20 protein-coding genes are annotated in these 24,607 nt (G+C 70.8%); 13 read left to right on the top strand and 7 right to left on the bottom strand.

The window, feature by feature from the left end:
• The first annotated feature begins 243 nt into the window (after positions 1–243).
• The 4 genes from ACWEFB_RS37095 (at position 244) to ACWEFB_RS37080 (ending at position 4,749) form a co-directional block, all read left to right on the top strand.
• A complete protein-coding gene (locus tag ACWEFB_RS37095; protein ID WP_452292916.1) occupies positions 244–741 on the top strand; it encodes a hypothetical protein in 498 nt (165 codons plus the stop codon).
• A 205-nt stretch (positions 742–946) separates the two neighbouring features.
• Positions 947–1,855 (top strand): hydroxymethylglutaryl-CoA lyase, encoded by a 909-nt coding sequence (locus tag ACWEFB_RS37090; RefSeq protein WP_452292915.1) that lies wholly within the window; start codon positions 947–949, stop codon positions 1,853–1,855.
• Between the two features lie 127 nt (positions 1,856–1,982).
• Positions 1,983–3,515, top strand: coding sequence for an acyl-CoA carboxylase subunit beta (locus ACWEFB_RS37085; protein ID WP_452292914.1), 1,533 nt, complete (start codon positions 1,983–1,985; stop codon positions 3,513–3,515).
• 85 nt (positions 3,516–3,600) lie between these two features.
• Positions 3,601–4,749 (top strand): acyl-CoA dehydrogenase family protein, encoded by a 1,149-nt coding sequence (locus tag ACWEFB_RS37080; protein ID WP_452292913.1) that lies wholly within the window; start codon positions 3,601–3,603, stop codon positions 4,747–4,749.
• A gap of 123 nt (positions 4,750–4,872) precedes the next feature.
• Here ACWEFB_RS37080 and ACWEFB_RS37075 read toward each other — a convergent pair whose 3' ends face one another.
• Both ACWEFB_RS37075 and ACWEFB_RS37070 read right to left on the bottom strand, forming a co-directional pair.
• Entirely contained in the window at positions 4,873–6,303 is a 1,431-nt protein-coding gene (locus tag ACWEFB_RS37075) for a sigma-70 family RNA polymerase sigma factor (protein WP_452292912.1), read from the bottom strand.
• A 112-nt stretch (positions 6,304–6,415) separates the two neighbouring features.
• Complete coding sequence (locus ACWEFB_RS37070; RefSeq protein ID WP_452292911.1) at positions 6,416–7,738, bottom strand: hypothetical protein; 1,323 nt, start codon at positions 7,736–7,738, stop codon at positions 6,416–6,418.
• A 197-nt stretch (positions 7,739–7,935) separates the two neighbouring features.
• Here ACWEFB_RS37070 and ACWEFB_RS37065 point away from each other — a divergent pair, with 197 nt between their 5' ends.
• Positions 7,936–10,212 (top strand): MMPL family transporter, encoded by a 2,277-nt coding sequence (locus tag ACWEFB_RS37065; protein ID WP_452292910.1) that lies wholly within the window; start codon positions 7,936–7,938, stop codon positions 10,210–10,212.
• 166 nt (positions 10,213–10,378) lie between these two features.
• Positions 10,379–13,045, top strand: coding sequence for an ATP-binding protein (locus ACWEFB_RS37060; RefSeq protein ID WP_452292909.1), 2,667 nt, complete (start codon positions 10,379–10,381; stop codon positions 13,043–13,045).
• Positions 13,046–13,314: 269 nt separating this feature from the next.
• Here the strand turns inward: ACWEFB_RS37060 and ACWEFB_RS37055 are convergent, their stop codons facing one another.
• On the bottom strand, positions 13,315–13,761 hold the full coding sequence (locus tag ACWEFB_RS37055) for a MarR family winged helix-turn-helix transcriptional regulator (RefSeq protein WP_452292917.1): 447 nt from the start codon (positions 13,759–13,761) through the stop codon (positions 13,315–13,317).
• 159 nt (positions 13,762–13,920) lie between these two features.
• Between ACWEFB_RS37055 and ACWEFB_RS37050 the strand changes: the two genes are divergently transcribed.
• Together ACWEFB_RS37050 and ACWEFB_RS37045 are read left to right on the top strand one after the other, a co-directional pair.
• Positions 13,921–14,502 (top strand): YceI family protein, encoded by a 582-nt coding sequence (locus ACWEFB_RS37050; protein WP_452292908.1) that lies wholly within the window; start codon positions 13,921–13,923, stop codon positions 14,500–14,502.
• 284 nt (positions 14,503–14,786) lie between these two features.
• On the top strand, positions 14,787–16,265 hold the full coding sequence (locus ACWEFB_RS37045) for a glutamate--cysteine ligase (protein ID WP_326561933.1): 1,479 nt from the start codon (positions 14,787–14,789) through the stop codon (positions 16,263–16,265).
• A 44-nt stretch (positions 16,266–16,309) separates the two neighbouring features.
• On the opposite strand, the gene ACWEFB_RS37040 is transcribed toward ACWEFB_RS37045, so the two are convergent.
• Positions 16,310–17,629, bottom strand: coding sequence for a hypothetical protein (locus ACWEFB_RS37040; RefSeq protein ID WP_452292907.1), 1,320 nt, complete (start codon positions 17,627–17,629; stop codon positions 16,310–16,312).
• 186 nt (positions 17,630–17,815) lie between these two features.
• Here ACWEFB_RS37040 and ACWEFB_RS37035 point away from each other — a divergent pair, with 186 nt between their 5' ends.
• Together ACWEFB_RS37035 and ACWEFB_RS37030 are read left to right on the top strand one after the other, a co-directional pair.
• Positions 17,816–18,511, top strand: coding sequence for a PASTA domain-containing protein (locus ACWEFB_RS37035; RefSeq protein WP_452292906.1), 696 nt, complete (start codon positions 17,816–17,818; stop codon positions 18,509–18,511).
• A 145-nt stretch (positions 18,512–18,656) separates the two neighbouring features.
• The gene (locus tag ACWEFB_RS37030) at positions 18,657–20,525 is read left to right on the top strand and encodes a PASTA domain-containing protein (RefSeq protein WP_452292905.1); all 1,869 of its coding nucleotides are present in this window, start codon (positions 18,657–18,659) and stop codon (positions 20,523–20,525) included.
• Between the two features lie 68 nt (positions 20,526–20,593).
• Here the strand turns inward: ACWEFB_RS37030 and ACWEFB_RS37025 are convergent, their stop codons facing one another.
• Positions 20,594–21,064 (bottom strand): hypothetical protein, encoded by a 471-nt coding sequence (locus tag ACWEFB_RS37025; protein WP_452292904.1) that lies wholly within the window; start codon positions 21,062–21,064, stop codon positions 20,594–20,596.
• A gap of 205 nt (positions 21,065–21,269) precedes the next feature.
• On the bottom strand, positions 21,270–21,572 hold the full coding sequence (locus tag ACWEFB_RS37020) for a hypothetical protein (protein WP_326561938.1): 303 nt from the start codon (positions 21,570–21,572) through the stop codon (positions 21,270–21,272).
• A 574-nt stretch (positions 21,573–22,146) separates the two neighbouring features.
• Here ACWEFB_RS37020 and ACWEFB_RS37015 point away from each other — a divergent pair.
• The 3 genes from ACWEFB_RS37015 to ACWEFB_RS37005 all read left to right on the top strand — a co-directional run bounded on the left by ACWEFB_RS37015 (position 22,147) and on the right by ACWEFB_RS37005 (position 23,903).
• On the top strand, positions 22,147–23,025 hold the full coding sequence (locus tag ACWEFB_RS37015) for a helix-turn-helix domain-containing protein (protein WP_326561939.1): 879 nt from the start codon (positions 22,147–22,149) through the stop codon (positions 23,023–23,025).
• Positions 23,001–23,222: a DUF397 domain-containing protein gene (locus ACWEFB_RS37010; RefSeq protein WP_326563094.1), complete on the top strand. Its 222-nt coding sequence runs from the start codon at positions 23,001–23,003 to the stop codon at positions 23,220–23,222. The genes ACWEFB_RS37015 and ACWEFB_RS37010 overlap by 25 nt, the downstream gene beginning before the upstream one ends.
• Positions 23,223–23,489: 267 nt before the next feature.
• Positions 23,490–23,903, top strand: a complete 414-nt coding sequence (locus ACWEFB_RS37005) for a hypothetical protein (protein WP_326561940.1) — start codon at positions 23,490–23,492, stop codon at positions 23,901–23,903.
• On the opposite strand, the gene ACWEFB_RS37000 is transcribed toward ACWEFB_RS37005, so the two are convergent.
• A complete protein-coding gene (locus ACWEFB_RS37000) occupies positions 23,871–24,482 on the bottom strand; it encodes a hypothetical protein (RefSeq protein ID WP_452292903.1) in 612 nt (203 codons plus the stop codon). The two genes, ACWEFB_RS37005 and ACWEFB_RS37000, sit on opposite strands and share 33 nt — an antisense overlap.
• Between the last annotated feature and the right edge of the window lie 125 nt (positions 24,483–24,607).

Genomic DNA, 24,607 nt, shown 5'->3' with positions numbered 1-24,607 from the left:
TTTTCTTTTTTTTTTGTGCGGGTTTTTTTCCTTGGGGGTTTTTTTGGGGGGGTGGGGGGGGGGGGGGGGGGGCCGTTTGGGGGGGGGGGGGGGGGCCCCACCGTGCCCACTCTGGGCCGTCACGCTTGATCCCCGCCGTGGGCACGGTGGGCCCCACCCTGTCGAAGCACTCGGGTGGTGTGCGTGGCCTTGCGACGATCAGGGTGTTGTCGAGGTCACTCAGTCCCGGGATGGGGGCGGCACATGGAGCAAACCCGCGAGGTGGTAGACGGTCGGCCGTCCTGGGCAGGCCAAGGCGACCTGAACAACGTCTATCAGGAGATTTGCGCCAACATCAGGGCGACGGACGATGTCAGTCTCAAGCTTCTGGCGGCGATCCCGCTGGTGACCGGTGTGGGCATCGTGTTGCTCATGCGCGCTCCCGGGGCGGAGATACCCGACACCGCGATTGTGCTGCTGAGTCTCTGTGCCGCGCTGGTTACCTTCGCCGTCTACCGGTGGGAACGCAAGAACATGGCGAACTGCCGTCACTTCCGACTGTGGGCGGCCACCCTGGAGCGGGACTTCTACGGACTGCGCCTGGAGGATCTGGACTCCGCTCCGGAGGTCCTCCCACACGCGCGCATACGGACGCCGCGCTTCCTAGGGTTGGTATGGACCAAGACGGAGGCGCTCCAACTGCTGTACGGGGCGGCGATCCTGGGATGGCTGTCCGCTGGCGTCTACTCGATGGCCGTTTGACAACCGCGAAAGAGATCGTTTCCGGAGGCGCTGAGTCTGCTGGTGGTCTGGGTGGGGCCCACCGTGCCCACGGCGGGGATCAAGCGTGACGGCCCAGAGTGGGCACGGTGGGCCCCACTCCCCCCATGAGCTGCCCTCGATCTGGGCTCGTCCGGGTGGGCGAGTGACAATGGGTGGGTCCAGTGGCGTCACAGTGAGGTGGCCGATGAGTCAACTGCCAGGTTCGGTGTCGATCCGCGAGGTGGGACCGCGCGACGGGTTGCAGAACGAGGACCCGATTCCGACGGATGCGAAGGTGCGGCTGCTCGACGCGCTCTCCGCCACCGGTGTGGGGCGGATCGAGGCGGTGTCGTTCGTGCATCCGAGGGCGATTCCGGCGATGGCCGACGCCGACGAGGTCTGGCGGGCGGCCGTACGGGCACCGGAGGTGCGTTACTCCGCGCTGGTGCCGAACTCGCGCGGGGCGCAGCGGGCGTTGGCGGCCGGGTTCACCGAGATCGAGGTGGTGGTGTCGGCCAGCGACACGCACAACCGGCGGAACGTGAACCGGTCGACGGCTGAGTCGTTGGACGACATCGCGGAGCTGATCGAGCTGCTGCACGGGGCAGGTGCCTCGGTCGAGGTGATCGTGGCGACGAGCTTCGGGTGTCCGTACGAGGGGGATGTCGCGCCGGAGCGGGTGGCGGGGATCGTAGACCGGGTGGTTGCCGATGGTGCCGATCGGGTTGCGTTCGGTGACACGACGGGGATGGGTACGCCGCGTCGGGTGCGGGAGCTGGTGACGGCGGTTCGGTCCGCCCAGCCGGACGTGCCGGTGTTGCTGCACTTCCACAACACCCGGGGTACGGGTCTGGCGAACATCCTGACGGCGTTGGAGCTGGGCATCACCGAGTTTGACGCCAGCATCGGCGGGCTCGGCGGGTGTCCGTACGCGCCGGGGGCGAGCGGGAACGTGGCCACCGAGGAGGTGGTGCACATGCTGCACGACATGGGGATCGAGACCGGGATCGACCTGGACCGGTTGATCGAGGTGGCGGAGTTGGCGGAGAAGTTGGTCGGGCGGCAGTTGCCGTCGGGAGTGTTGCGCGCTGGTCCGCGTACCAGATTGGTCTGATCCGGCGGACGGTGACCTGTGTTGCTCGGCTCGATGCGCTAGCCTAACGACCGTTAAGTAGACTTGTGGTGTCCCGGCTGCGGCCGGGACACCGGGTCGGTTGGTCGGGGTGCGGTGAGGAGTCGGCGTGACGCTCGACGGTGAGGCGCTGGAACAGCTCCGTAAGCGGGTCCGGGGCGGTGGCGCGGAGAAGTACCACGCGGCGAACGCGGCCAAGGGCAAGCTCTTCGCCCGGGAGCGGGTCGCGCTCCTGGTGGACGAGGGCTCCTTCGTCGAGGACGGGATCTACGCCAACGCGCTCGCCGACGGGTTGCCGGCCGACGGGGTGATCACCGGTCAGGCGACCATCGACGGCCGGCGGGTCTGCCTGATGGCGAACGACTCCACGGTCAAGGCCGGTAGCTGGGGTGCCCGTACGGTCGAGAAGATCATCCGGATCATCGAGCGGGCGTACGCGGCCGGCATGCCGATGGTCTACCTGGTCGACTCGGCCGGGGCGCGGATCACCGACCAGGTGGACCTGTTCCCGGGGCGGCGGGGCGCCGGCAAGATCTTCTGGAACCAGGTACGCGCCTCGGGCTCGATCCCGCAGGTCTGCGCCCTGTTCGGGCCGAGCGCGGCCGGTGGCGCGTACATTCCGGCGTTCTGTGACGTGGTTGCCATGGTCGAGGGCAACGCGAGCATGTATCTCGGTTCGGATCGCATGGTCGAGATGGTGACCGGCGAGAAGACCACGCTGGAGGAGATGGGCGGCGCGCGGGTGCACTGCGCCGAGTCGGGCGTGGGGCACTTCCTGTGCAAGACCGAGGCCGACGCGCTGGACGTGGTGCGGAACTACCTGTCGTACCTGCCGGCGAACTGGACGCAGGAGCCGCCGGCCGCCGAGGCGGCCGAGCCGCCCGCGTCGGTCGATCTGGCCGCGCTGGTGCCGGCGAGCGAGCGGCAGGCGTTCGACATGCGCCGGTACGTCAAGGGCCTGCTCGACGCCGACTCGTTCCTGGAGATCCAGGCGCTCTGGGCCAAGGAGCTGACGATCGGGTTCGGCCGGCTGAACGGCGAGGTCGTGGGTGTCGTCGCGAACAACTCGATGTTCAAGGGCGGCGTGCTCTTCGTCGACTCGGCCGACAAGGCGACCCGGTTCGTCCAGCTCTGCGACGCGTTCAACGTACCGCTGCTCTTCCTCTCCGACGTGCCCGGATTCATGGTTGGCACGGCGGTGGAGAAGCAGGGCATCATCCGGCACGGCGCGAAGATGATCACGGCGATCTCGGAGGCGACCGTACCGAAGATCTGCGTGGTGGTGCGCAAGGCGTACGGCGCGGGTCTCTACGCGATGGCCGGTCCCGGCTTCGAGCCGGACGCGACGATCGCCCTGCCCACGGCGAAGATCGCGGTGATGGGGGCCGAGGCGGCGGTGAACGCGGTCTACGCCAACAAGATCGCCGCGATCGAGGACCCGGACGAGCGGGCCGCGTTCGTCGCGGCGAAGCGGGCCGAGTACGAGCGCGACATCGACATCGTGCGGCTGGCCAGCGAACTTGTCATCGACGCGATCGTGGAGCCGCACGAGCTGCGGACCGAACTGGTCCGGCGGTACGCCGCGGCCAAGGGCAAGGACCGCCAGTTCTCCCGGCGGCGACACGGCGTCACCCCGGTCTGACCGGTTTCGTTTTCGCCGGTAGGCCGCCACAAGTGAGCCGACCGGCACCCGTGTTCCACGTTGTACCGCCTACGAGGAGGAACCCATGGACTTCCGGCTCACCGAGGAGCAGGAGGCGCTCCGGCAGACCGTACGGGAGTTCGCCCGCGAGGTGGTCGCCCCGGTCATCGGCGAACACTACGAAAAGCACACGTTCCCGTACGAGGTCATCCGGGAGATGGGCAAGATGGGCCTGTTCGGGCTCCCCTTCCCGGAGGAGCGCGGCGGCATGGGCGGTGACTACTTCGCGCTCTGCCTGACCCTGGAGGAACTGGCCCGGGTCGACTCCAGCGTGGCGATCACCCTGGAGGCGGCGATCTCGCTCGGCGCGATGCCGATCTTCCGCTTCGGTACCGAGGCGCAGAAGGAGCAGTGGCTGCCGAGGCTGCTCAGCGGTGAGGCGCTGGCCGGGTTCGGGCTGACCGAGCCGGGGACCGGGTCCGACGCCGGTGGCACCACCACCCGCGCGGTCCTGGACGGCGACGAGTGGGTGATCAACGGTTCGAAGGCGTTCATCACGAACTCCGGTACCGACATCACCGCGCTGGTCACGGTCACCGCGGTGACCGGCATCAAGGAGGACGGCTCGAAGGAGCTGTCCACCATCATCGTCCCGTCGGGTACGCCCGGCTTCACCGTCGCACCTGGTTACTCGAAGGTCGGCTGGTGTGCCTCCGACACCCACGAGCTGACCTTCGACGACTGCCGGGTGCCGGCGGCGAACCTGCTCGGCACCCGTGGCCGGGGCTTCGCCCAGTTCCTCCAGATCCTCGACGAGGGCCGGATCGCCATCGCCGCACTCGCCGTCGGGCTCGCCCAGGGCTGCGTCGACGAGTCGATCCGGTACGCCAAGGAGCGGCACGCGTTCGGCCAGCCGATCGCGAAGAACCAGGCGATCCAGTTCAAGATCGCCGACATGGAGTTGCGCGCCCACATGGCCCGGTTGGCGTACTACGACGCCGCCGCGCGGATGCTGGCCGGCGAGGACTTCAAGCGCCAGGCCGCCATCGCCAAGCTGTACGCCAGCGAGAGCGCGGTGGACAACGCCCGCGAGGCGACGCAGATCCACGGCGGGTACGGCTTCATGAACGAGTTCCCGGTGGCCCGGTTCTGGCGCGACTCGAAGATCCTCGAAATCGGCGAGGGTACGTCCGAGGTCCAGCGCATGATCATCGCCCGCGACCTGGGCCTCTAACCCACCCCCAGACCCACGTGCCCCCGCCCCCGTGCCCCGACGATCTTGCAGTTGTGGCGCCCGAATTGAGGCACTGGCCCCGATTCGTTCACGACCACAAGTGCAAGATCGCCGGGGAGGGGGTTAGCGCCACTGTTCGAGGGCGGTGACTGCTAGGCGGGTGAAGTCGTCGATGAGGGCGGGGATGGAACTGGTGTCCTCCCAGCCGCTGTCGTTGAGTACCGTGACCACGTCACCCACCCGTACGACGACAATTCGTTGGGTAACGCGGTGGTCGGTTGGGTTTCCGTCGATGTCGAGGGACGGGCGGTCGGTCTCCAGCAGGATCGCCTGGTCGCCGTACGAGGGCGGTGGCAGCGTACGCATGGTGGTCGGGATGTCGCCGGCCCGAAACGACTTGCACGAGGCTGCTGCGGTCGCGAACTCGTCCATGAACTGCTTTGCCGCGCCCGTGGTGTAGGCGGTGATCGTCTGGTAGAGGGTGCCGTGAGGGACGTAGTCCGGTAGATCCTCCGGTCGTTTGTAGAGCGACCGAACCGCTTTGCGTCCGATCATCTCGTCGTCCAACGCGGTGAACATGTCGTCCCGGCAGAGTTTGGGCAGCGCCTCGCCGTTTGCCGTGGCGACCCTGGTTTCCGACTTCCGGGTGTTCGGCGGTGGCGTGAAGAAGGCCGCGAGTGGGATCGAGATGGACGCCGCTCGTCCCGGTGACCGTGGCGGGCCGGACGTCCCCTGCGGCGGGGTGGTGGGCGGGAGTGCGGTCGGGGTGCCGCCGTCGGGTGTCGGGGACGCCGAAGGCGTCGGCGTCGGCGTCGGTGTCGGGGTCGGCACCGGAATGCCCACCTGCGGGGTCGGCGGGGGCGGGTCGAAGAGGATGGCGGGGGTCACCGCCACGCCGGCAACCGCGACCGTCGCCGCCGCACCGACCAGCGCCACACGGGTACGCGACCGACGATCGGCCCGCTGCCGCAAGTTTTGCGGGTTGGCGAGGAGCATGCCGTCGACCTCGGCCGCGAGGTCGGCGAAACGGTCGGTGAGATCAGGCATCGTGTACCTCCAAGGGCCGGTCGGGAGCCAGGTCGCCGAGTTGTGCCGCGAGTCGATCCCGGCCCCGGGACAGCAGGGATTTGACGGTGCCCGAAGCGATGCCGACCTCCGCGCGGCGATCTCGTCCACCGTCAGGTCGACCAGGTAGTGCAGCGCCAGCACCTGCCGTTGCCGGGCCGGTAGCTGGCGTAACGCCGTCACCAGCAGCACGGTGTTCTCACTGGGCGGTGCCGCGATTCCGGTGGACCGGTCGGTACGGGCGATCGCGGCCCACAGCCCGGTCAGCCGGCGCCACCGGTCGGTGGCGAGTCGGGTCACGGTCAGCCGTACCCACGCCTCCGGGTACGGATGGCTGGCCAGGGTTTCCCACCGTTGCCAGGCCCTGGTGTACGCCTCCTGCACCGCGTCCTGCGCCTCGGTCCTGTCCCCGACGATGGCGACCGCGTACCGCAGTGTTCGCGGTGCGGAGCCTCGGTAGAACTCGTCGAAGCTTTGTGGATCCCTCACCTACCGCCACGCTCCCCCCAAGTGGCTCATGCGCTTTCCCGGTTGACGGGTGGGAGGATGGCTCGGTTGCGGCCGAGGCAAGATTGTTTCAGCGCTGGCGGAGATGTGCAGCTCAGGTCGTGGTGAGCAGGCTGCGGAGAGTGGCGTGGTCCGGGGCTTGCGCCAGGACGGTCGACATCAGGCGGGTGGCGTCGAGCTGCTGCCCGCTCGGGCTGACCAGTACGCCGCGCACCGCCGGATGTTCGAGCTGCCAACCCCGACGGAGTAGGGCGTACTCGATCAGGTGGGGTACCGCCCGGGGCGCTTCCGGGTCGGTGAGCCGGATCTCGTCCACGTTCTCGACTCCGGCCGGGCCGAGAGAGCCGCCGACGGCCTCGACCGCCTCCTCGGCACTCCGCCGGGACCGTCGGATCCACCAGTCGGCCGGGGCGCCTGTGAAGGTGGTCCACCGGACCCAGGCGAGAGCGTTCAGTTCGTGGTGGCTGCGCCGGACCAGGCGGCGGTACGCACGCCGGTCCAGGGGCAGCACCGTCACCGGGTCGGCCGGCGCGTGCAGGGCCATCGGCTCCGCGCCGAGTACGGTCAGCGCCCGGGTCAGCCCAGGGTGCAGCGTGGCCAGCGCCGCTGCCGCGCCGGGGTCCCACGTCGGCCGGTCGATGCCGTGTCGTACCACCTGCCGCCAGCCGTCGTCGAGATCCTCGAAGGCGGGGTTGGAGAACCAGAACCACCGGCGGGGCGGGGTGGCCGAGTCGATCAGGAAGCTGGCGTACGCGGACCAGACGACGTCGCCGAGCACGATGCCGTACGCCGCCGTTTCGAGATCTCCGGCGCCGGTCCGCGCGGCCCGGTCGGCGCGTTGGCCCACTTCGGCGGCGAACGGAGCCAGTGCCCGCTGGTACCGGCCCGCCTCACCGGCCCGCGACTCCACCGTGTCCCGCCACCGGTTCCACAGCCGGGTGACCAACCAGGCCCGAGGGTACGAGAGCAGCGTGAGCTGGTGACCGACCAGGGCGCGTAGTTGCGCGGTGGAGAGGCAGGCGACCAGCGGCAGGCCGATCTCCAACGTCCGGCGGCGACCGGTGGCCCTGGCCCGGACCAGTGGTTGACCGATCAGGGTGATTCGACCCGGTGGGTCCACGCCGAGCCGGGCTGCGGTCTCGGCGACGAGTGCGCACAGCGCCGGCTGGTCGGTTGCGGTCACCGGTACGCCGGAACGGATCCTCTGCACCAGGTCCTGCGTCAGGGCACCGACCAGGAGACCGAGAAGCAGCGGCGGGCCGGGAATGAGGAAGGTGTCCAGGGCGGCGAGCAGGATCGCCAGGACGAGCAGCCACAGAAGTTCCCGCAGCGTCGCGCCGAGCCGTACGGCCAGCCTGATGGCCCGCCAGGTGGTCAGCCCGCCGGGAAGGGACGGCGCTCCCGCTTCGATGGTCATCACCGGGATTGTGGGTGTCCGAAGCAAGCCGATCAATGCCGCTCCGTTTCGGACTCCGGACCGGGTGACCGGTCCGAATGCGCGAATCGGACGTTCGGACTGACCGGTTGCGGGCTGGCGCACGCGTGAACCGGGTGCTTGCATCGACGGGACAAACGCGCAAAGCGGCCGTACGGGTCGCCGGGGAGGTCTCGGTCATGTTCGCTGCACTCGGGCGTTCGATGTGGCGCTGGCGGTGGCCGGTGCTGGGAGCGTGGCTCGTCCTCGTGCTCGCCGGTGCGACCCTCGGCGGACAGGTCTTCGACCGGTTGTCGAGTACGGACAACCTGCGGTCGGACGCCGAGTCGCAGGTGGCGCAGGCTCGGATCGACCAGCTCCTGCCCGAGGGGCCGATCGTGGTGGCCGTGGTCCGGGACCGGGACCCGTACGACCCGCCGCTGGTGGAGAGCGTCACCAAGATTTCCGCCGAGCTGCGCACCCTGCCGGGTGTGGCCGGTGTGGACGATCTCTACAGCGCGCCGGGCGGGCAGATCGGCGCCGACAACCGCAGCACCCTGGTCCGGGTCGAGCTGGTCGACGGGCAGTCGGACGTCGAGCGGGAACGGGTCGAGGACCGGGTGACCGAGCTGCTGCGTCGGATCGACGCGCCGCAGGTCCTGGTCGGCGGCGAGAAGCTGGCCGAGCGGGCGTTCGCCGACCAGGCGATCCGGGACGCGGCGGTGGGCGAGTCGATCGCGCTGGTGGTGCTTCTGGTGGTCCTCGTGGTGATAGTCGGAGGGTTCCTGGCCGGGGCGATCCCGCTGCTGGCGGCGCTCGGCGCGGTCGCGGTGACGCTGCTCGGCCTGCTCGGCCTGGCCTCGGTGACCGAGGTCGGCGAGTTCACCGTCAACGTGGTCACCCTGCTCGGCATCGGCCTGAGCGTCGACTACGCGCTGCTGCTGCTGTTCCGGTTCCGGGAGGAGCGGGACGCCGACCCGGACGCCGGTCCGGCGGAGTTGCTCGGCCGTACGTTGGCCAGCGCCGGGCGGGCGGTGCTGATCTCCGGGCTCGCCGTGGCGGCCGCGATGACCGGGCTGTTCGTCTTCGCCGAGCCGCTGCTGGCGGCGATGGCGCTGGGCGGTACCCTGGTCGTGGCGCTGGCGACGCTGGCCGGGCTGACCGCCGTACCGGCGCTCATCGCGGTCGGCCACCGGCGGATTCCGGCGGCGGGCGCGCGGACCTGGGCCACCCGCGCGGTCGGCGCGGTTGTCGGCCTGGCCCGCCTGGTCCGCCCCGCACGGTCCACCCCCGTTTCGGGTATGCCGCAGCGCCCACACCCGCGTTCCGCCCCGGTCGGCGGGGGACTGCTCGTCCGGTTGGCCACGTTCGCCCAGTCCCGGCCGGGGCCGGTGGTCGTCACCGTCTCGGCCGGACTGCTCCTGCTCTCCCTGCCCTTCCTGTTCGGCGCGAACCTGGCCAACTCCGACGCGCGGGCGCTGCCGTCGGACATGGAGGCACGCCAGGTGCACGACGTGCTGCTGCGCGACTTCGAGTCCGGCCGGGCCCAACCGGTGGTCGTGGTGGTCAGCGCCGACCCGGCCACCTCGGCCGTACGCGACCTGATGAACCAGCTCAACCGGCTCCCGCACGTGATCCAGATGCAGCCCCGGCCGGACGTCCCCGGCAACGCGCTGGTGATCGACCTGACGCCGGAGGGCGCCACCGCCGGCCCGGAGTCCCGCGAACTGGTCCGCGCGGTACGGGCCCTGGACGCCCCGGTGCCGTTGCTGGTGGGTGGCGCCGCCGCCGAACTGGTCGACTACCGGTCGTCGGTGGCGCAGCGACTGCCGCTGGCCGTACTGGTGTTGTTGCTGGTCACCGGGGTGCTGCTGTTCGTGCTGACCGGTTCGGTGGTGATCGGGGTCAAGGCGCTGGTGATGAACGCGCTGACCCTGCTCGCCACGCTCGGCATCCTGGTGGTGGTCTTCCAGTGGGGTGTCGGGTCGGCCCTGCTCGGCGTCGAGTCGTGGGGTGCGATCGACCTGACCACGCCCGTCCTGCTCTTCGTTTTCGTGTACGGGCTCTCCATGGACTACGAGGTCTTCCTGCTGTCCAGGATCCGCGAGGAGTGGCTGCGCTGGTCGGGGCAGGTGACGGCGGCGGGTCGGGCGAGTGCCGGTGACCGGGCGGTGCTGGCCGGGATCACCCGTACCGGGCCGGTGGTGACCGCCGCCGCGATCTGCATCGTCGTCGTTTTCCTCGGCTTCCTGCTCGGTGACCTGACCGCGGTCAAGGAGATCGGCTTCGGCATGGCGGTCGCGGTGATCCTGGACGTGACGGTCGTACGCGGACTCCTGCTGCCGGCACTGATGAGCCTGCTCGGCGAGTGGAACTGGTGGGCCCCGGGGCCGCTGCGCCGGCTGCACGAGCGGTGGTCGGGTGGGCGTGGACCGGCGGCGGTGACCGTTCCCGTACCGGCCGGAGTCGGCCGTTGAGCCGGGACACATCCGATCCGGCACGGTGATGTTGACCGATTCCTGACCGGATGCTGACCGGTTCCCGACATCTGCGGCGGTAACTGTCGGGTATCCGGTGCATTCCCCGTCGGCACCGCGACGCATGCCTGCCCCGGGTGGGGCGGTGTGCGTACTCTTCCTGCCCATGACTCCGGATCATGGGTCGGAGCGGGACGCCACCTGCTTCCCCGAGCTGCTGCGCACCCTGCGCCGGGCAGCCGGGATGACCCAGGCCGACCTCGCCGTACGGGCCGGGGTCGGAGTCCGGACCGTACGGGATCTGGAGCGGGGACGAGCGCAGCGCCCGCAACGAACCACGGTCGAACTGCTCGCCTCCGCGCTCCGCCTCGCCGGCGCCGAACGGGCGGAGTTCATCGTCTCGGCGCGGGGGCAGAACCCCGCCGGTACGGAGCCCGGATCGGCGAACCCGGTCGGCATCGCGGGGAGCGGTGCAGGGACGGTGAACAACGGCGTACCGGCGGCGGTGCCGGTCGGCCGACCGGCGGCAACCGGTCTCGGCCTGCCCGCGCCGGGGGCACTCATCGGTCGGGACGTGGAGGTACCGGAGCTTGCCGGGTTGCTGACCGGCGGCACCGGCGCGGCACCCTCGGTGGTCAGCCTGGTCGGGCTCGCCGGGGTCGGCAAGACCGCCCTGGCACTGGCCGTCGCCGATCGGGTGACACCGCAGCACCCGGGCGGGGTGGCCGGGATCGTGGTCACCGACCTGTCCACCGAGAGCGACGTCCTGTCGGCGGTCGCCACCGTGTTCGGCGTCGGCCGGGCACAGGACCTGGCCGCCCGGCTCGCCGGTGGACCGTCGCTGTTGCTGGTCGACGCGGTGGAGCGGGCACCGGGGGCGGTGGCCGGGGCGCTGCACCGGCTGATCGCCGGGGCGCCGACGTTACGGGTGCTGGCCACCGGGCGGCATCCGGTCGGGTTGGCCGGTGAGCGGGTCTGGCCGGTGGCGCCGCTGGAGGTGCCGCCCGCCGATGCCCCCGCCGAACTGGCCGTGGTCGCCCCCTATCCGGCGGTCGAACTCTTCCTGGCCCGGCTGCGCCAGGTACGGCGGGAGCCCCCGCAGCCGGACGAACTCGACGCCCTGCTCAACCTGGTACGCCGGCTCGGCGGGTTGCCGCTCGCGATCGAGCTGGCGGCGGCGCGCGGCGGCATCCTTGACCTCAACGGGATCCTGGACCGGTACGGGGACCGGGTGCTGGATCTCGCCCGCCCGGCGGCGGTGCACGAGGCGGTCGCGTTGACCCTGCGGGACGCGGTGGCCGCCTCGTACCGGTTGCTCGATCCGGACGACCAGGTGGCCCTGCGCCGGCTGTCGGTCTTCCGGAACCGGTGGTCGGTCGAGCTGGCCGAGGCGATGCTGACCGGTGAGTCCGACCGGGCCGGGCGACAGTTGCCCGCGGACCCGGTGCCGCTGCTCGACCGCCTCCTGGCGCTCGGCCTGCTCAGCGCACGGGGGCGGGGCCCGTTCCGGTTCCGGCTGGTCGACGTGGTGCGCGACTTCGCCGCCGAGACGGCCGCGGTCGACGGGGAGCAGGTGGTGATCCGGCGCCGGCACGCGCGGGTGTTCGCCGGGCTGGCCGCCCGGACCGCGCCCGAGCTGACCGGGCCGAATCCGGGCACTGCGGTGAGCCGGTTGGACGAGGTCTCCAGCGACCTCTGGGCCGCACTGGCGCACGCCGCGACCGACGACCCGCACACCGCGTTGCGCCTGGCGGCGAGCCTGGTCCGGTGGTGGCGGTTCCGGGGCAGGGACGTCGCCGGGCGGCAGTGGCTGCGCCGGTTGCTGGACGATCCGCGTACCGCACAGGCCGATCCGACCGTACGGGCCTGGGCCCGGGTGGGGGTGGCGCAGCTCGCCGCCGCACACGGTGCCGGTCCGCAGGAACTTCCGGCGGCGCGGGCGGCACTGGACTGGTTCCACGAGAACCGGGACGTGGGCGGCGAACTGGCCGCGCTCGGTGTGCTCTGTGGGCTGTGGACGGCCACCGGTGGGTACGGCGAGGCGAGGCGGCTGGGCGAGACGATGCTGACCCTCGCCGGCCGCAACGGTCGGGCCAGGGACATGGGAGTGGCGCAGCACTACCTGACCTGGCACGAGATCAGGGGCGCGGACCTGACCGCGGCACGGCGGCGGCTGGCCGCGATGGACCTGCTCGGCGCCCAGTGCGGGGACGAGCGGCTGCGGGCCCTGGCGCGGGCGAACCTGGCCGAGGTGGCCCGCCTCGACGGCCGGTACGCCGACGCCGTCAACCAGGGCCGGCGCGTGGTCGCCGCACTGAGCGAGTACGGCGATCCGACCCACCGCCGTCAGGTGCTCGGCACGGTCGGGTTGGCCCTGGCCCAGGACGGCCGGCTGGCCGAGGCGAGCGCGGTCCTGGCCGAGTTGCGGATGGACGGCGTGTCACCGGTGACGTCGGTGGACTTCCGGTCTCCGGTCGGCGCGCTCGACGCGGGACGGCCGCTCGTGGACGACCGGGGCGGTGGTGAGGACGGGACCTGCGCCCTGATCGAGGCGATCCTCGCCGTGCAGCGCGCCGACCGTGAGTGGGCGGTCGAGTGGTACGCCGCCGCGGCCGGCGCGTACGCCACCGGCGGTGACCTGCGGGGTGCGGCGGAGGCGTTGGTCGGGCTGGTCGCGACCACCGACGACCCGGAGGTACGGACGGTGCTGCTGGCCCGGATCGACCAGGTCTGCCGCGAGGGTGCGATCACCCTGCTGCCCCGGGAGCGGGCGGCCCTCGACGCGGTGCCGGTCGTGCCGCCGGCCGCCCCGGTCGACCCGAGGGACGGCTGAGAAAGGTCTGGTTCCGGGCGTGGCGCGAGCGAGACTGCCCCCCGACAGCCCCTCACTTACTCCCGCTCGCGCCACTCCCCCCGGAGCCCCCGTCCGATGGACACTAGTACGACCAGGCGCGTAGTTCGTCCGGTAACGCGGCTAATGCCGAAGTGCACGAATGACTTCTGCCGGTTTTTCTGCCGGTCCCAGGTGGAGATCACCGGACATCGTCCTGCGATCGGAGCCCCGAGCGCATCGGTTGACCGGTGTACGACGGGGGTTCGGGGCTAATCGCCCGACGCCGGGTCGCTCACCCCGGTGCTGCCGGCGGTGGCGCCCGGATTCACCGCGTCCCGTACGTCGCGCAGCGCGCCGAGCAGGCCGCGCAGGGACTTCGGGTCGAGTTGCGAGGTGAACCACCGCTCGATCAACGCCAGGTGGCCGGGAAGGGTTTCCTCCAGGCGGGTTATCCCGGCGGGGGTCACCACCGCGTAGAGACTGCGGCGGTCGGACGGGCAGGCGTGGCGGCAGAGCAGCCCGTCGCGTTCCATCCGGTCGACAACGCGGGTGACACCGCTGGTGGAGAGGGAGGTCTGGGCGGCGAGGTCGCTCATCCGGAGTCGCCGCTCGGGTGACCGGGCCAGGCGCATCAGCACCTCGAACTCGACGGGCGAGAGTCCGTGCTCGTCGAACTGGGTGGCGAACCGGGAGGTCAGCCCGGCGTGCACCTCCATCAGCAGCCCGAGGGCGGTGATCCGGGGGTCGTCGGAGAGCTCGTCGGTCGATGCCACCGCTACATCCTAGCAATGCTTGACAACGGGAATATTGCTCAGTCTATAGTTGCTCAGTCAGTCGTTGACGTACTCAATCATCCCCTCGGAAGGGTCACGATCATGACCAGCAGCACGAACCCCGCCACCCGTAGCTGGGACGGCCTGACCATCCCGGCCGCTGGCACCTACCTGCTCGACCAGGCGCACAAGCGCGTCGGCTTCGTGGCTCGGCACATGATGGTGAGCAAGGTCCGGGGCGAGTTCACCGAGGCGACCGCGACCATCACCGTCGCCGAGGATCCGCTGCAGTCGTCGGTGACCGCGACCATCTCGGCCGCCAGCATCACCACCGGTCAGGCCGACCGCGACGCCCACCTCAACAGCGGCGACTTCTTCGAGGTGGAGAAGCACCCCAACCTGGAATACCGGAGCACCGGCGTCAAGTCGCACAGCGGCGACGAGTTCGTGCTCGCCGGTGAGCTGAGCATCCGTGGTGTCACCCACCCGGTCGACCTGAAGGTCGAGTTCCACGGCGTCGGCACCAGCCCGTTCGGGCAGGAGATCTTCGGGTTCACCGCGACCACCGAGATCGACCGTGAGGACTGGGGCCTGACCTGGAACGTGGGCCTGGAGACCGGCGGTGTGCTGGTCGGCAAGAAGGTCAAGATCGAGATCGAGGGCGAAGCCATCCGTCAGGCCTGATCGACTCTCTATGTAGGACAGTGTGCGGGCTGTGCCGCGCACTCCACGCCCGCCCCGGCGACCGGAGATCCGGTCCCGGGGCGGACGAATATGAGACCGATTGCGAGCGCCGACTGACTCTGTGCGATCGTTGGGCCCGCGCTGCTGGCCGCCCTCCGGCCGGCACTGTCGCTGATCTGGTCGGATGCGGTCCTTACTCGTACCGTAATAGTTCGGTCGCGGTAAGAATCCGGGCATCGACTCCTCCGGGCTGCGCCGACAGCGCTTAGCGCCGGGGAGGACACATGGGCACAGAGGTCGGACAAAGCATATTTTCCCGTGCGGATCGCATCCGCTACCGGCAGAAGGTTCGCCGCTGCCTGGATGTCTTCGCGCTGATGCTCGACGACTTCGGCTTCGACGCCGAACGGCCGACCACCGGCCTCGAGATCGAGCTGAACCTGGTCGACGCCGACGCCGAACCGGCGATGCGCAACGAGGAGATCCTCGCCAACCTCGGCGACCCGATGTTCCAGACCGAACTGGGACAGTTCAACCTGGAGTTCAACGCCCGACCCCGCCTCATCGAGGGCGCCGGTTTCACCGACTACGAACGGGACCTGCGGCTCAGCCTGGACCGCGCCGACGACCGGGCGGTCAAGGCCGACGCATCCGTCATCCTGATCGGCATCCTGCCCACCCTCACCGAACGGCACCTGGTCGCCGACAACCTCTCCACCAACACGCGGTACCGCATCCTGAACGACCAGATCGTCGCCGCCCGGGGCGAGGACATCGAGATGGACATCCGGGGGGTCGAACGGCTGCACACCCAGACCGACTCGATCGCGCCCGAGGCGGCCTGCACCAGCATCCAACTCCACCTCCAGGTGGCGCCGGACAACTTCGCCAGCTACTGGAACGCCTCCCAGGCCATCGCCGGCATCCAGGTCGCGATCGGCGCGAACTCGCCGTACCTCTACGAACGGCAACTCTGGGCGGAGACCCGGGTCGCGGTCTTCGAGCAGGCGACCGACACCCGGCCGGACGAGCTCAAAGCCCAGGGCGTACGACCACGGGTCTGGTTCGGCGAGCGGTGGATCACCTCGATCTTCGACCTGTTCGAGGAGAACGTCCGGTACTTTCCCCCGCTGCTGCCGATCTGCGAGGAAGAGGACCCGGTCGAGGTCCTGCACCGCGGCGGGGTGCCACATCTGGCCGAACTGCGGCTGCACAACGGAACCGTCTACCGGTGGAACCGCCCGGTGTACGACATCATGAACGGCCGCCCCCACCTGCGGGTGGAGAACCGGGTCCTGCCGGCCGGACCGACCATCGTCGACATGCTGGCCAACGCCGCGTTCTACTTCGGCCTGGCCCGTGAACTGGCCGAGGCGGAACGGCCGATCTGGAGCCAGCTCACCTTCAGCGCGGCCGAGGAGAACTTCCACGCCGCCGCCCGGCGCGGCATCGACGCCACCGTCTACTGGCCCCGACTCGGCGAGGTAAGGGTCACCGACCTGGTCCTCGACGTACTGCTGCCCCGTGCCGCAGTGGGGCTGGACCGGTTCGGTGTGGCACCGGCGGAGCGGGACCGGCTGCTCGGCATCATCGAGCAGCGTTGCCGTACGCGTCGCAACGGTGCCGTCTGGCAGACAAAGTCGGTGTGGGCGGCCGAGCATCACCACGGGCTGGACCGATCGGCGGCGTTACACCGGATGTTGCAGCGCTACGGCGAACTCCAGCGCACCAACGAACCCGTACACACCTGGCCGATCGACTGACCGGACGCTCGTGCGCCGGGTACGCCGTCGGTCGTACCTCTGAGTCAGCGGGCGCGGCGACCGAACCGGGCCGACCGGCCCTTCGGCTTCGCCTCGTCCGGCTGGTCCGGTCCGGCTGACGGGTCCGGCGTCGTACCGCCCTCGCCGTCCGGGCGATCGGACCCGGTCGCGGCGTCCCGAGGCTCGGTGTCCCGGCGGGGCTCCGGGGCGGTCTGCGCGGACCCGTCCGCCGGCCACAACGTGGCAACCGGTGTGGCCGGGCGGTCCCGGAGTTGCTCGGTCGAGCCGAACCGCTCGGTGGCCGGCTCGGTGTCGTACGACCGGGGGGTGTGACCGTCACCGTCACCGACCCGGCTGTCGGACGCGGCGGGCAGCCGCACCGGCACCCCACCCGGTTCCGGGGAGTCCGCCGACCCGGACCCGGCAGGGTCCACGGTCACCGGCCGGGCCGTCGAGGCGCGCTGCGCCAGCGTCGCCACCAGGGCCGAACCGGCCAGGCCGGCGATCACCGCGTACGGCGCGGCCAGGTGCGCCGACACCTGCTCGGCCCGGATCCCCACCAACCTCGGCGCGGCCAGGAAGTACGCGGTGGCGACCAGCAGCGGTCCCGCCACACCGGAAACGACGGCGCCGACCCGACGCTCGGGCAACCGCGCCGTCGTACGGGCGGCGAGCGCCCCGATCAGCAGCGCCGAGCCGAGCGAGAGAGCCGCGCCGGGCCAGTAGAAGTAGTCACGGAACCAGAACCGTTCGCTGTCCGAGGTGATCTGCCAGACGCCGAGTTGCGCGCTGCCCAGGCCGCGTCCGGACAGGACACCGTCGACCACCGACACGACGGCGAGCAGCCACAGCCAACCGCTCGTGGCGATCACGTTCCCGGCGACGGCCGGCGAGGAGAGCGCCCAGATCGCCATCACCAGCCCGAGCATCACGCCGATGACCGCGTAGCCGGCGGCGATGCTCTGCGGCGAGACACTGTCGGCGCGGGTCGCCGCCCTGGCCGGTACGGCAACCAGCGCGACGGTGACCAGCCCGCCGACCGCACTCGCCAGTGCCAACGCTATCCGCCACAGTCCGGTGGTGAGGGTCTGTCCGGATGGTGCCGGGGTCCCCGCCGTGGCGGGGCGCGCGGTCTCGGGCGCACCGATCCGCTGCGCCGCGATGGCACCGGCAACCGTCGAGGTGGCGGCGATCCAGGTGGCCCAGGCGAGGCTCGCCACCCAGGACGCCTCGCTCGTTCCGCTCGCCGACGGCAGCCAGGCGATGATGCCGAGCCCGTAGCCGAGCCCCAACTGCGCGGCACCAGCGCCCGCAGCTACGCCGATCGCTATGGCGACCGATCCTCCCCAGCCCCGTACGGCCATGCCGGGCAGCGTAGCGTCCACCCGCCGGCAGGGCGAGTCGCGACATTGGGCCGTGCTGGCATCCTTACGGAGGGTGCGCATCGACGCCCGATTGGATCCCGGATGCCGTCAGCCAGCACACTTCATCAGTCAGATGGTGATTGTCGGCGGGCGGTTCGGGGCCCGGATGGTGAGGCAGTGGTCGACATGACGGATGGGAACGCGAGCTGGCAGACCTCGTCGCCGGTCGAGCAGCCGGATCGGCCGCGCCGGGGGGCGATGGTCGCCGGGGCGGCGGTGGCGACGGTGCTGCTCGCCACCATCGGGGCGATCGGCGGTTGGGCACTGGCCAACAGCGAGGGCAGCGATCCGACCACCGGCGCCGGTCCGGAGGCAACCAGCAGCATCGAACCGTCCCCGACAAAGACGAAGACCCGCCCGCCCACCTCACCGCCGAAGACCGCGCCGACGTCCAAGGCGCCCGCCGGTCAGTTCGCGCTGCCCGACCTGACGGGGCAGAGCTTCGAACGGGTACGTCAGGACCTGCGCGAGTTGGGGCTCGGCTGGACTCTGATGTTCGGGGACTCCGGCGAGGATCCGACGGTGGTGCGTACCGATCCTCCAGCCAACACGAATGTCCGCAAGGGCACCAGCGTGAAGGTGTACGTGTCCGGAGCGGCGCCGATGACGGACGTACCGGAGGTGACCGGCCTCAGTTGTGACCAGGCGAAGGCGGTCCTGGTCGACGCGGGATTCGGGATCGAGTACCGCACCGGCAAGACCGGCCCGGTGCTGCGGCAGGAGCCGGGGCCGAACGAGAAGCGCCGGTGGAACGAGTCGATCGTGATCTACTGCGGCAGCGTGCCGAACCTGCCGGGACAGCCGACACCTGCGGCTACCTAGCCGGTCACCCGGCCGCCTGGTTGCTCGACCGGGCTGCGGGTGGCCCCGGCCGGGGACGGTGTCCGCTTTCGGTGGTGCGACGGCTGACTGACCGAGCAGCCGGATAAATTGGACGGGCGCAGTTTGTCGGGGAGAGGACGTTGCCATGGCGAAGGACGGTCATCAGCCACGGGACGTGCCCGAGGATCCTCCGGTCGAGCCGACCCGGCAGCCGAAGGAGCCCACCGACGAGCAGACGGAGCCCACCGAGGGCCCGGCCGAACCGGCGGACCGGGCGGACGAGGCTGCGGGATCGGCGACGGGAGCCGCTGACCCGGCGGACAAGCCTGACGAGTCTGCCGAGCCCACGGACTTGGCCCAGCCCACGGAGTCTGCCGAGCCCACGGACGGGGCGAAGGAGCCTGCCGATACCTCGGAGGGGCAGGTCGAGGAGCCGACTGAGGCTGTCGACGTGTCGGAGGAACCCGCCGGGCCCCCGACAAACGACCGGGAGTCCGAGTCGGTTACCGACGGGGACGCTGAGTCGGCGCAGTCGGGGTCGGCACCCGCGACGGACGCCGTGGATCGGCAGCCCACGGGCGACGAGACGGCGTTGCTGCTGGGCACTCCCGCCGGTTCGTCCGCCGACGAGACGGTGGCGCTGCCGGACCCGTCGTCTGCCCCCGGCGGGGACGCGACGCAGGTGCTGCCCACACCCCCTGCCCCCGGCGGGGACGCGACGCAGGTGCTGCCCACACCCCCTGCCCCCGGCGGGGACGCGACGCAGGTGCTGCCGACGCCGCCCGCCACCTCCGGCACCGACGAAACCGTGGCGTTGCCCGGCCCGTCTGCCGGCACGGGCGTCGACGAGACGGTGGCGTTGCCTCCGTCACCGGACTCGGCGAGCGACGAGACGACGGCGTTGCCCCGTCCATCCGCTGGTCCGAGCGTTGACGAGACGGTGGCGTTGCCGCGCCCGCCTGCTGCTCAGGGCGCCGACGAGACGGTGGCGTTGCCCCGACCCTCGGCTGCTCAGGGCGTTGACGAGACGGTGGCGTTGCCCCGACCCTCGGCTGCTCAGGGCGGTGACGAGACGGTGGCGTTGCCCGGTCCGTCTGCCGGCCCGGGACCGGATGAGACGCAGGTGTTGCCGACACCGTCCGCGTCGACCCCGCCCGCCGCTTCGGGTGGTGACGAAACCGTGGCGCTGCCCCCGGCGGCGGGTTCGGCGAGCGACGAGACGATGGCGTTGCCCCGGCCGCCCGCCGAATCGGGCGGCGACGAGACGATGCCGCTGCCGGGCCGGTCGTCCGGCTCGGATAGTGATCAAACCATGGCGATTCCGCGTCCACCGGTCGGTCCGGCGAGCGACGTGACGGCCAAGCTGCCGCGACGTACGTCCGACGGGTTGAGCCGTACGTCGACGTTCCCGGCGGTCCGCGACGGGGGCCAGCCGCCGGGCGGAGCCTGGTCGGGGCGGGCGGGTGTGCCGCCGCCCGACGTACGCGGACCGGCGCCCGCCGAGTGGCCCGGCGACGACGGGAGGTCCAACCGGCGCTGGTGGTTCCCGATTCTCGTGGGCCTGATCGCGCTGATCCTGCTCGGTGTCCTGGCGGTTGCCATCTGGCTGATCGCACAGGCGAATCCGGGTGACAGCGGACCCGCACCGGTCAAGCCGTCACCGAGCCCGACCGCCACCGCCGTGCGGACCTCGGCGGCGCCGACGACGCCCCCGCCGACTCCCACCGAGACCGCCCCCAGCACCGTTGCGGTGCCACCGGTCATCGGGCTGAGTCAGGAGGAGGCCCAGGCACTGCTCGACCAGGCGGGACTCCCCTTCCAGGTGCAGTTCCGCGAGTCGAACCGCCCGGCCGGGACGGTCATCGCCTGCGACCCGCGGCCGAGTTCGCTCATCGCGGTCGGAACGCAGGTCACCCTGACGGTTGCCGAGCCGCCGGCGCCGACGACGCCCACCCCGACTCCGTCGCCGACCGACGGGCCGCCGGTCACGCCCGATCCGACACCGACCGCCTGACCACTCGACTCCGTCGAGACCGCTCACCGGCGCCGTTGAAAGATCACCGGCACCGGCACCGTTTGGGATCACCAGAGCCGGCGGCGGCGGCCGACCATGGTGAGCCCGATCGCCGCGATGACGAGCCCGAGCAGGCCCGAGTAGAGCAGTGAACGCTGGTAGCCGTTCGGAAGTCGATCGGTGGCCTGGCCGGGGCCGGTGGGATGGGGGCCCGCCCGGGTGGCGTACGGAGCCGAGCCGCCCGAGCCGCCCGCGGGGGCGGTTGGCTCGATCGGGGATGGGATCGGGGCGACCATGTCCGGTGGCACGATGGATCGCTCGGGTACGGAGGTGGGTGGCAGGGGTGCCGGCCACCCGTCCGGCGCGGACGGCCGGACCTGGTCCGGCAGGGGGTACGACGGCCACGCGGACCCCGTGTCGGGGGTGTGCCACGGTGGCGGGGGTGCGGGCAGGGCGGCCGGGCCGACGGAGCGGGAAACGGCGTTGCCACAGCCGGCAGCCATGCCGCCGAGCAGCATGGCGAGTACGGGAACGAGCACGACGGGCAGCGTCGGGTGAAACCGAGCGCCGGATTTCGTGGCCATGGCCACCCCTGCGGTTCGGGGACTCGCGTACGGGCGGATCGCCGTCCGACTCGTCTGATTTGTGAGCCGTGCGGTCTTCCCGAGTCTATGGGGGTGGGCCCTGCGGCACCGGCGGAACGGACCGGATCCCGGCGTGCCGTACGGGTGCTGGTGGTGGCGGTCAGCCCACCCGTACCCGGATGGGTGACGCGTTGCGGCCGGGGACCGTACGTGGCCCGGCGTTGACGTGCCGGGCCGCGGGCGCAGTCAGCCGGACCGCACGCAGCCCGTCCAGCTGTACGAAGATCGAGCGGCGGGCGACCGCGTCCAGCGCCGTGTTGAGTTCGTATCCGTCGAGCCAGATCCAGCCGTCATAGGTGGGCCAGTCATGTGCTCGGATCACGCGGAAGAGGATCGGCTCGGCGAACTGGACGCTCGCCGCGCGGGTCACCTGGAGGACGTCACCTGAGCGGGGAGGAAGCACATCGACTCCTGTCCGAACTGACCTTGGTTGGACGATTGAGCTGGTGAGCTTGGCCGCGGGTCCGACGGGATGTCGGACGCGCGGTATCCCGCCGCCCGCAGCGGTGGGATGGGGCGCTGGCCGAGCCGGGCCCGGACCGGTTCCAGCCTGGGCGTCGGCCCGGCCAGCACCCGTCGACTCCGGGACCGCGCCAGCCGCCGTAGCCGCATGACGTACAGCGGCGGGGTCATTACCCCGGAGTTTGTCCCGGGCTGGTAGCGCGGAGGGCGGTCCCGTCCGGTATGCAGGGAGGGCCGGTGCACGACCTCGCTGGATCGAAACGCTGAGTAACCCGAGCCATACGGACAGGGTGCACGAAGAGCGTGATCAATGCAAGTTGCAGCATGGCTCTTGCGCGTCGGGTGTCGGCGATGCTTGAAGTGTCGCGTGTGGACCCGGCAGACTGGGGCCCGTCTCCGCCGCCGCGGCCGGCTGACGTGTGCGTTTATCCCGCCGCGAACCTGATCGCCCGCCGCCCAGACGGTCGCGCACCGCGGCGGGCAGAACTGATGCGCGATCGACCGGAGGTGACCCGGTGTCTGAGCGCCGGAGCCCGACAATCCGCCGCCGCCGATTGGGAGCTGAGTTGCGCCGGCTCCGAGAGGCGGCCGGAGTGACAATCGAGGTGGTCGCCGAGCGGCTGGAATGCTCGCAATCGAAGATCTCACGTATTGAGACAGGTCATACCACCGCAACCGTTCGTGACGTACGCGACATGATCAGCATTTACGGCATCGTCGGTGCCGAGAGCGAGGACCTGCTCCAGATCGCCCGGGAGGCTCGGCAGAAGGGTTGGTGGGCCTCCTACAGCACCGTACTGACCAGCGCATACGTCGGGTTCGAGGCGGCTGCCGGCTCGATCCGGGCGTACGAGCAGCAGGTCGTGCCGGGTCTTCTGCAGACCGAGGACTACGCCAAGGCGATGATCCGGTCGGCCCGGCCCGACATCACCGCGGACGAAGTCGAGCAGCGGGTCCGTGTCCGGTTGAGTCGTCAGTCGTTACTGCACCAAGACGATCCGATCGACGTGTGGGTGGTGCTCGATGAGACGGTGGTGAGTCGGCCGGTCGGTGGCGACGAGGTCATGCGCGACCAGCTGAAGCGGCTGGTGGAAGCGGCCGATCAGCCGAATGTGACGATCCAGATCCTGCCGTTCGACGTCGGCGCGCATGCCGGCATGGACGGCACCTTCACGATTCTCGACTTTCCGGAGCCGGGCGACCCGCCGGTGGTGTACGCCGAAAATGCCACGGGTGGGCTCTTCCTGGAGAAGCCCGACGAATTGCAGAAGTACGCCTTTATTTTCGATCACATTCGAGCAGCGGCAATCCGTCCGGAGGATTCCGTAGCTCTTATTGCGAAGTTGGCAGAGGAGCCATTGTGGAAGAAGTGGAGACAAAGGGGTTTCGCGTAGACCTCAGTCGCGCAGCCTGGTACAAGAGCTCGCGCAGCGGGCCGAACTGTGACAACTGCGTCGAGGTGGCCTTCGTGAGTGGCGCGATCGCCGTTCGTGACTCGAAGAACGCGGCCGGGCCAGCCCTGATCTTCACGCCGGACGAGTGGGACGCCTTCGTCGGCGGTGCCAAGGACGGCGAGTTCGACCTGGGCTAGTCGGACGTACCATGCGGGCCACTTTGAGCGCGGTCACCCGGTCGGGTGCCCGCGCTCTCCATGTCCGGGCGGTCCGGCCCCGAGGGCAGCGCAGCCGGTCGGGCGGGAGTGCTGGCGTTCCCGCCGCAGGTCAACGCGGGTCTGGTTGGCCACTGATCGGAGTGACGCCGTCGCCACCGTCGGCCCGGGTCGTTGTACCAGGCGGCGCGGCATCCGCTGGGCCAACCCGCCGCGCGGGTTCGCGACGGAGCGAGGCAGGCGACACCCATGACGATCGGGTCGGAAAACCTGGGCAATGGTTCGGTGACACCGGACCGGCTCGCCGGTAAGTACCGTGGCGCCCGACGAGACGGCGTACTCGGCGACGACGGCCCTCCCGGCCAGGACCTCGGCTCGCACGACAGCGAGGCGGCCGAACTGGGATCGACCGCGGCGGTCGACCGGCCGCCGAAACTCCCGTCGCTCGATCTGGACGGCCTCACCGAGCCCGTGTATCCGCCGTCCGACTGGACCGAACCGCAAATCGAGTCACTGGTCGACCACCCATTGTTGCGTGGTCTGCTGCTCGAATTGCCGTCGAAGGGCTCGATGCCCCGGCAGGAATGGCTGGACCGGTGGTTCGAGGCCGCTCGGGCAATTCTGGAACTGCTATACGTGCAGGACGCGGGTCGCCCGCGCTGACGACGGCGGGGCCGCCGGTCGTACCGCGATCGAGCTTTCCGCCAGCCGGCTGTGGCGCAGGGCGTGCCGTACGCCGATGAAACTCACCACGGCCAGGCCCGCGGTGAGCGCGAACCCGGTCAGGGCCGGTGCGGTCAGCGGGACCACCGAGGTGGACGCGGCCAACGCCGGCAGCGTCGACAGCCCGGCCACCTGAAGCGGCAGCGCGATCATCGGATGCGCCGCGTCGGCCCGGAGCAGGGGCGGGACCGGGGCGTCCGGGGCCGCGGCGAAGGCACCGGCGCCGGCCCGCAGCCGGCGCAGCCGCCGTACGGTCAGCAACGCCACGGCCGTCGCGGGCACGGCGGACAGCACCAGGACCAGCGGTGCCCGGTCGGCCACGGTCGGACCCGCCGCGATCAGCGCGGCCAGCCCGAGCAGGGCCATCGCCCCGAGCCCGGTCATCGTCAGGGCCAGCAACCAGGTGGTACGGCGACGCAGCGCGCGGGGACTGTCCAGTTGCGGCAGTCCATCCGCGACGATGCCGGCGGTGAGCCACACCAGGGCCACCGCGATCAGCACGGCCAGGTCGAAATCCATGAATCCAGGATTGCCCAGTCCCGCAATCGGGGGATCAGGGCCGTGCCCTGGGCCGCCCCCGGAGTTCGTCCAGTAGGGGTAGGGCCGGGGCGCCGGCTCCGGGTCGCGACCCGGAGCCGGCGCGG

It is taken from the genome of Micromonospora sp. NPDC004704, from assembly GCF_053601675.1.
The sequence above is the reverse complement of the archived record's forward strand: the minus strand, read 5'-3'. Positions and strand labels throughout refer to the sequence as shown.

Excerpts from the sequence above, each read along its gene's own strand:
- ACWEFB_RS37005 (WP_326561940.1), top strand. The coding sequence starts at position 23,490 with ATGACGATCGGGTCGGAAAACCTGGGCAATGGTTCGGTGACACCGGAC.
- ACWEFB_RS37055 (WP_452292917.1), bottom strand. The coding sequence starts at position 13,761 with ATGGAGGTGCACGCCGGGCTGACCTCCCGGTTCGCCACCCAGTTCGAC.
- ACWEFB_RS37035 (WP_452292906.1), top strand. The coding sequence starts at position 17,816 with ATGACGGATGGGAACGCGAGCTGGCAGACCTCGTCGCCGGTCGAGCAG.
- ACWEFB_RS37045 (WP_326561933.1), top strand. The coding sequence starts at position 14,787 with ATGGGCACAGAGGTCGGACAAAGCATATTTTCCCGTGCGGATCGCATC.
- ACWEFB_RS37080 (WP_452292913.1), top strand. The coding sequence starts at position 3,601 with ATGGACTTCCGGCTCACCGAGGAGCAGGAGGCGCTCCGGCAGACCGTA.
- ACWEFB_RS37070 (WP_452292911.1), bottom strand. The coding sequence starts at position 7,738 with ATGACCATCGAAGCGGGAGCGCCGTCCCTTCCCGGCGGGCTGACCACC.
- ACWEFB_RS37065 (WP_452292910.1), top strand. The coding sequence starts at position 7,936 with ATGTTCGCTGCACTCGGGCGTTCGATGTGGCGCTGGCGGTGGCCGGTG.
- ACWEFB_RS37090 (WP_452292915.1), top strand. The coding sequence starts at position 947 with ATGAGTCAACTGCCAGGTTCGGTGTCGATCCGCGAGGTGGGACCGCGC.
- ACWEFB_RS37095 (WP_452292916.1), top strand. The coding sequence starts at position 244 with ATGGAGCAAACCCGCGAGGTGGTAGACGGTCGGCCGTCCTGGGCAGGC.
- ACWEFB_RS37000 (WP_452292903.1), bottom strand. The coding sequence starts at position 24,482 with ATGGATTTCGACCTGGCCGTGCTGATCGCGGTGGCCCTGGTGTGGCTC.
- ACWEFB_RS37040 (WP_452292907.1), bottom strand. The coding sequence starts at position 17,629 with ATGGCCGTACGGGGCTGGGGAGGATCGGTCGCCATAGCGATCGGCGTA.
- ACWEFB_RS37050 (WP_452292908.1), top strand. The coding sequence starts at position 13,921 with ATGACCAGCAGCACGAACCCCGCCACCCGTAGCTGGGACGGCCTGACC.
- ACWEFB_RS37030 (WP_452292905.1), top strand. The coding sequence starts at position 18,657 with ATGGCGAAGGACGGTCATCAGCCACGGGACGTGCCCGAGGATCCTCCG.
- ACWEFB_RS37060 (WP_452292909.1), top strand. The coding sequence starts at position 10,379 with ATGACTCCGGATCATGGGTCGGAGCGGGACGCCACCTGCTTCCCCGAG.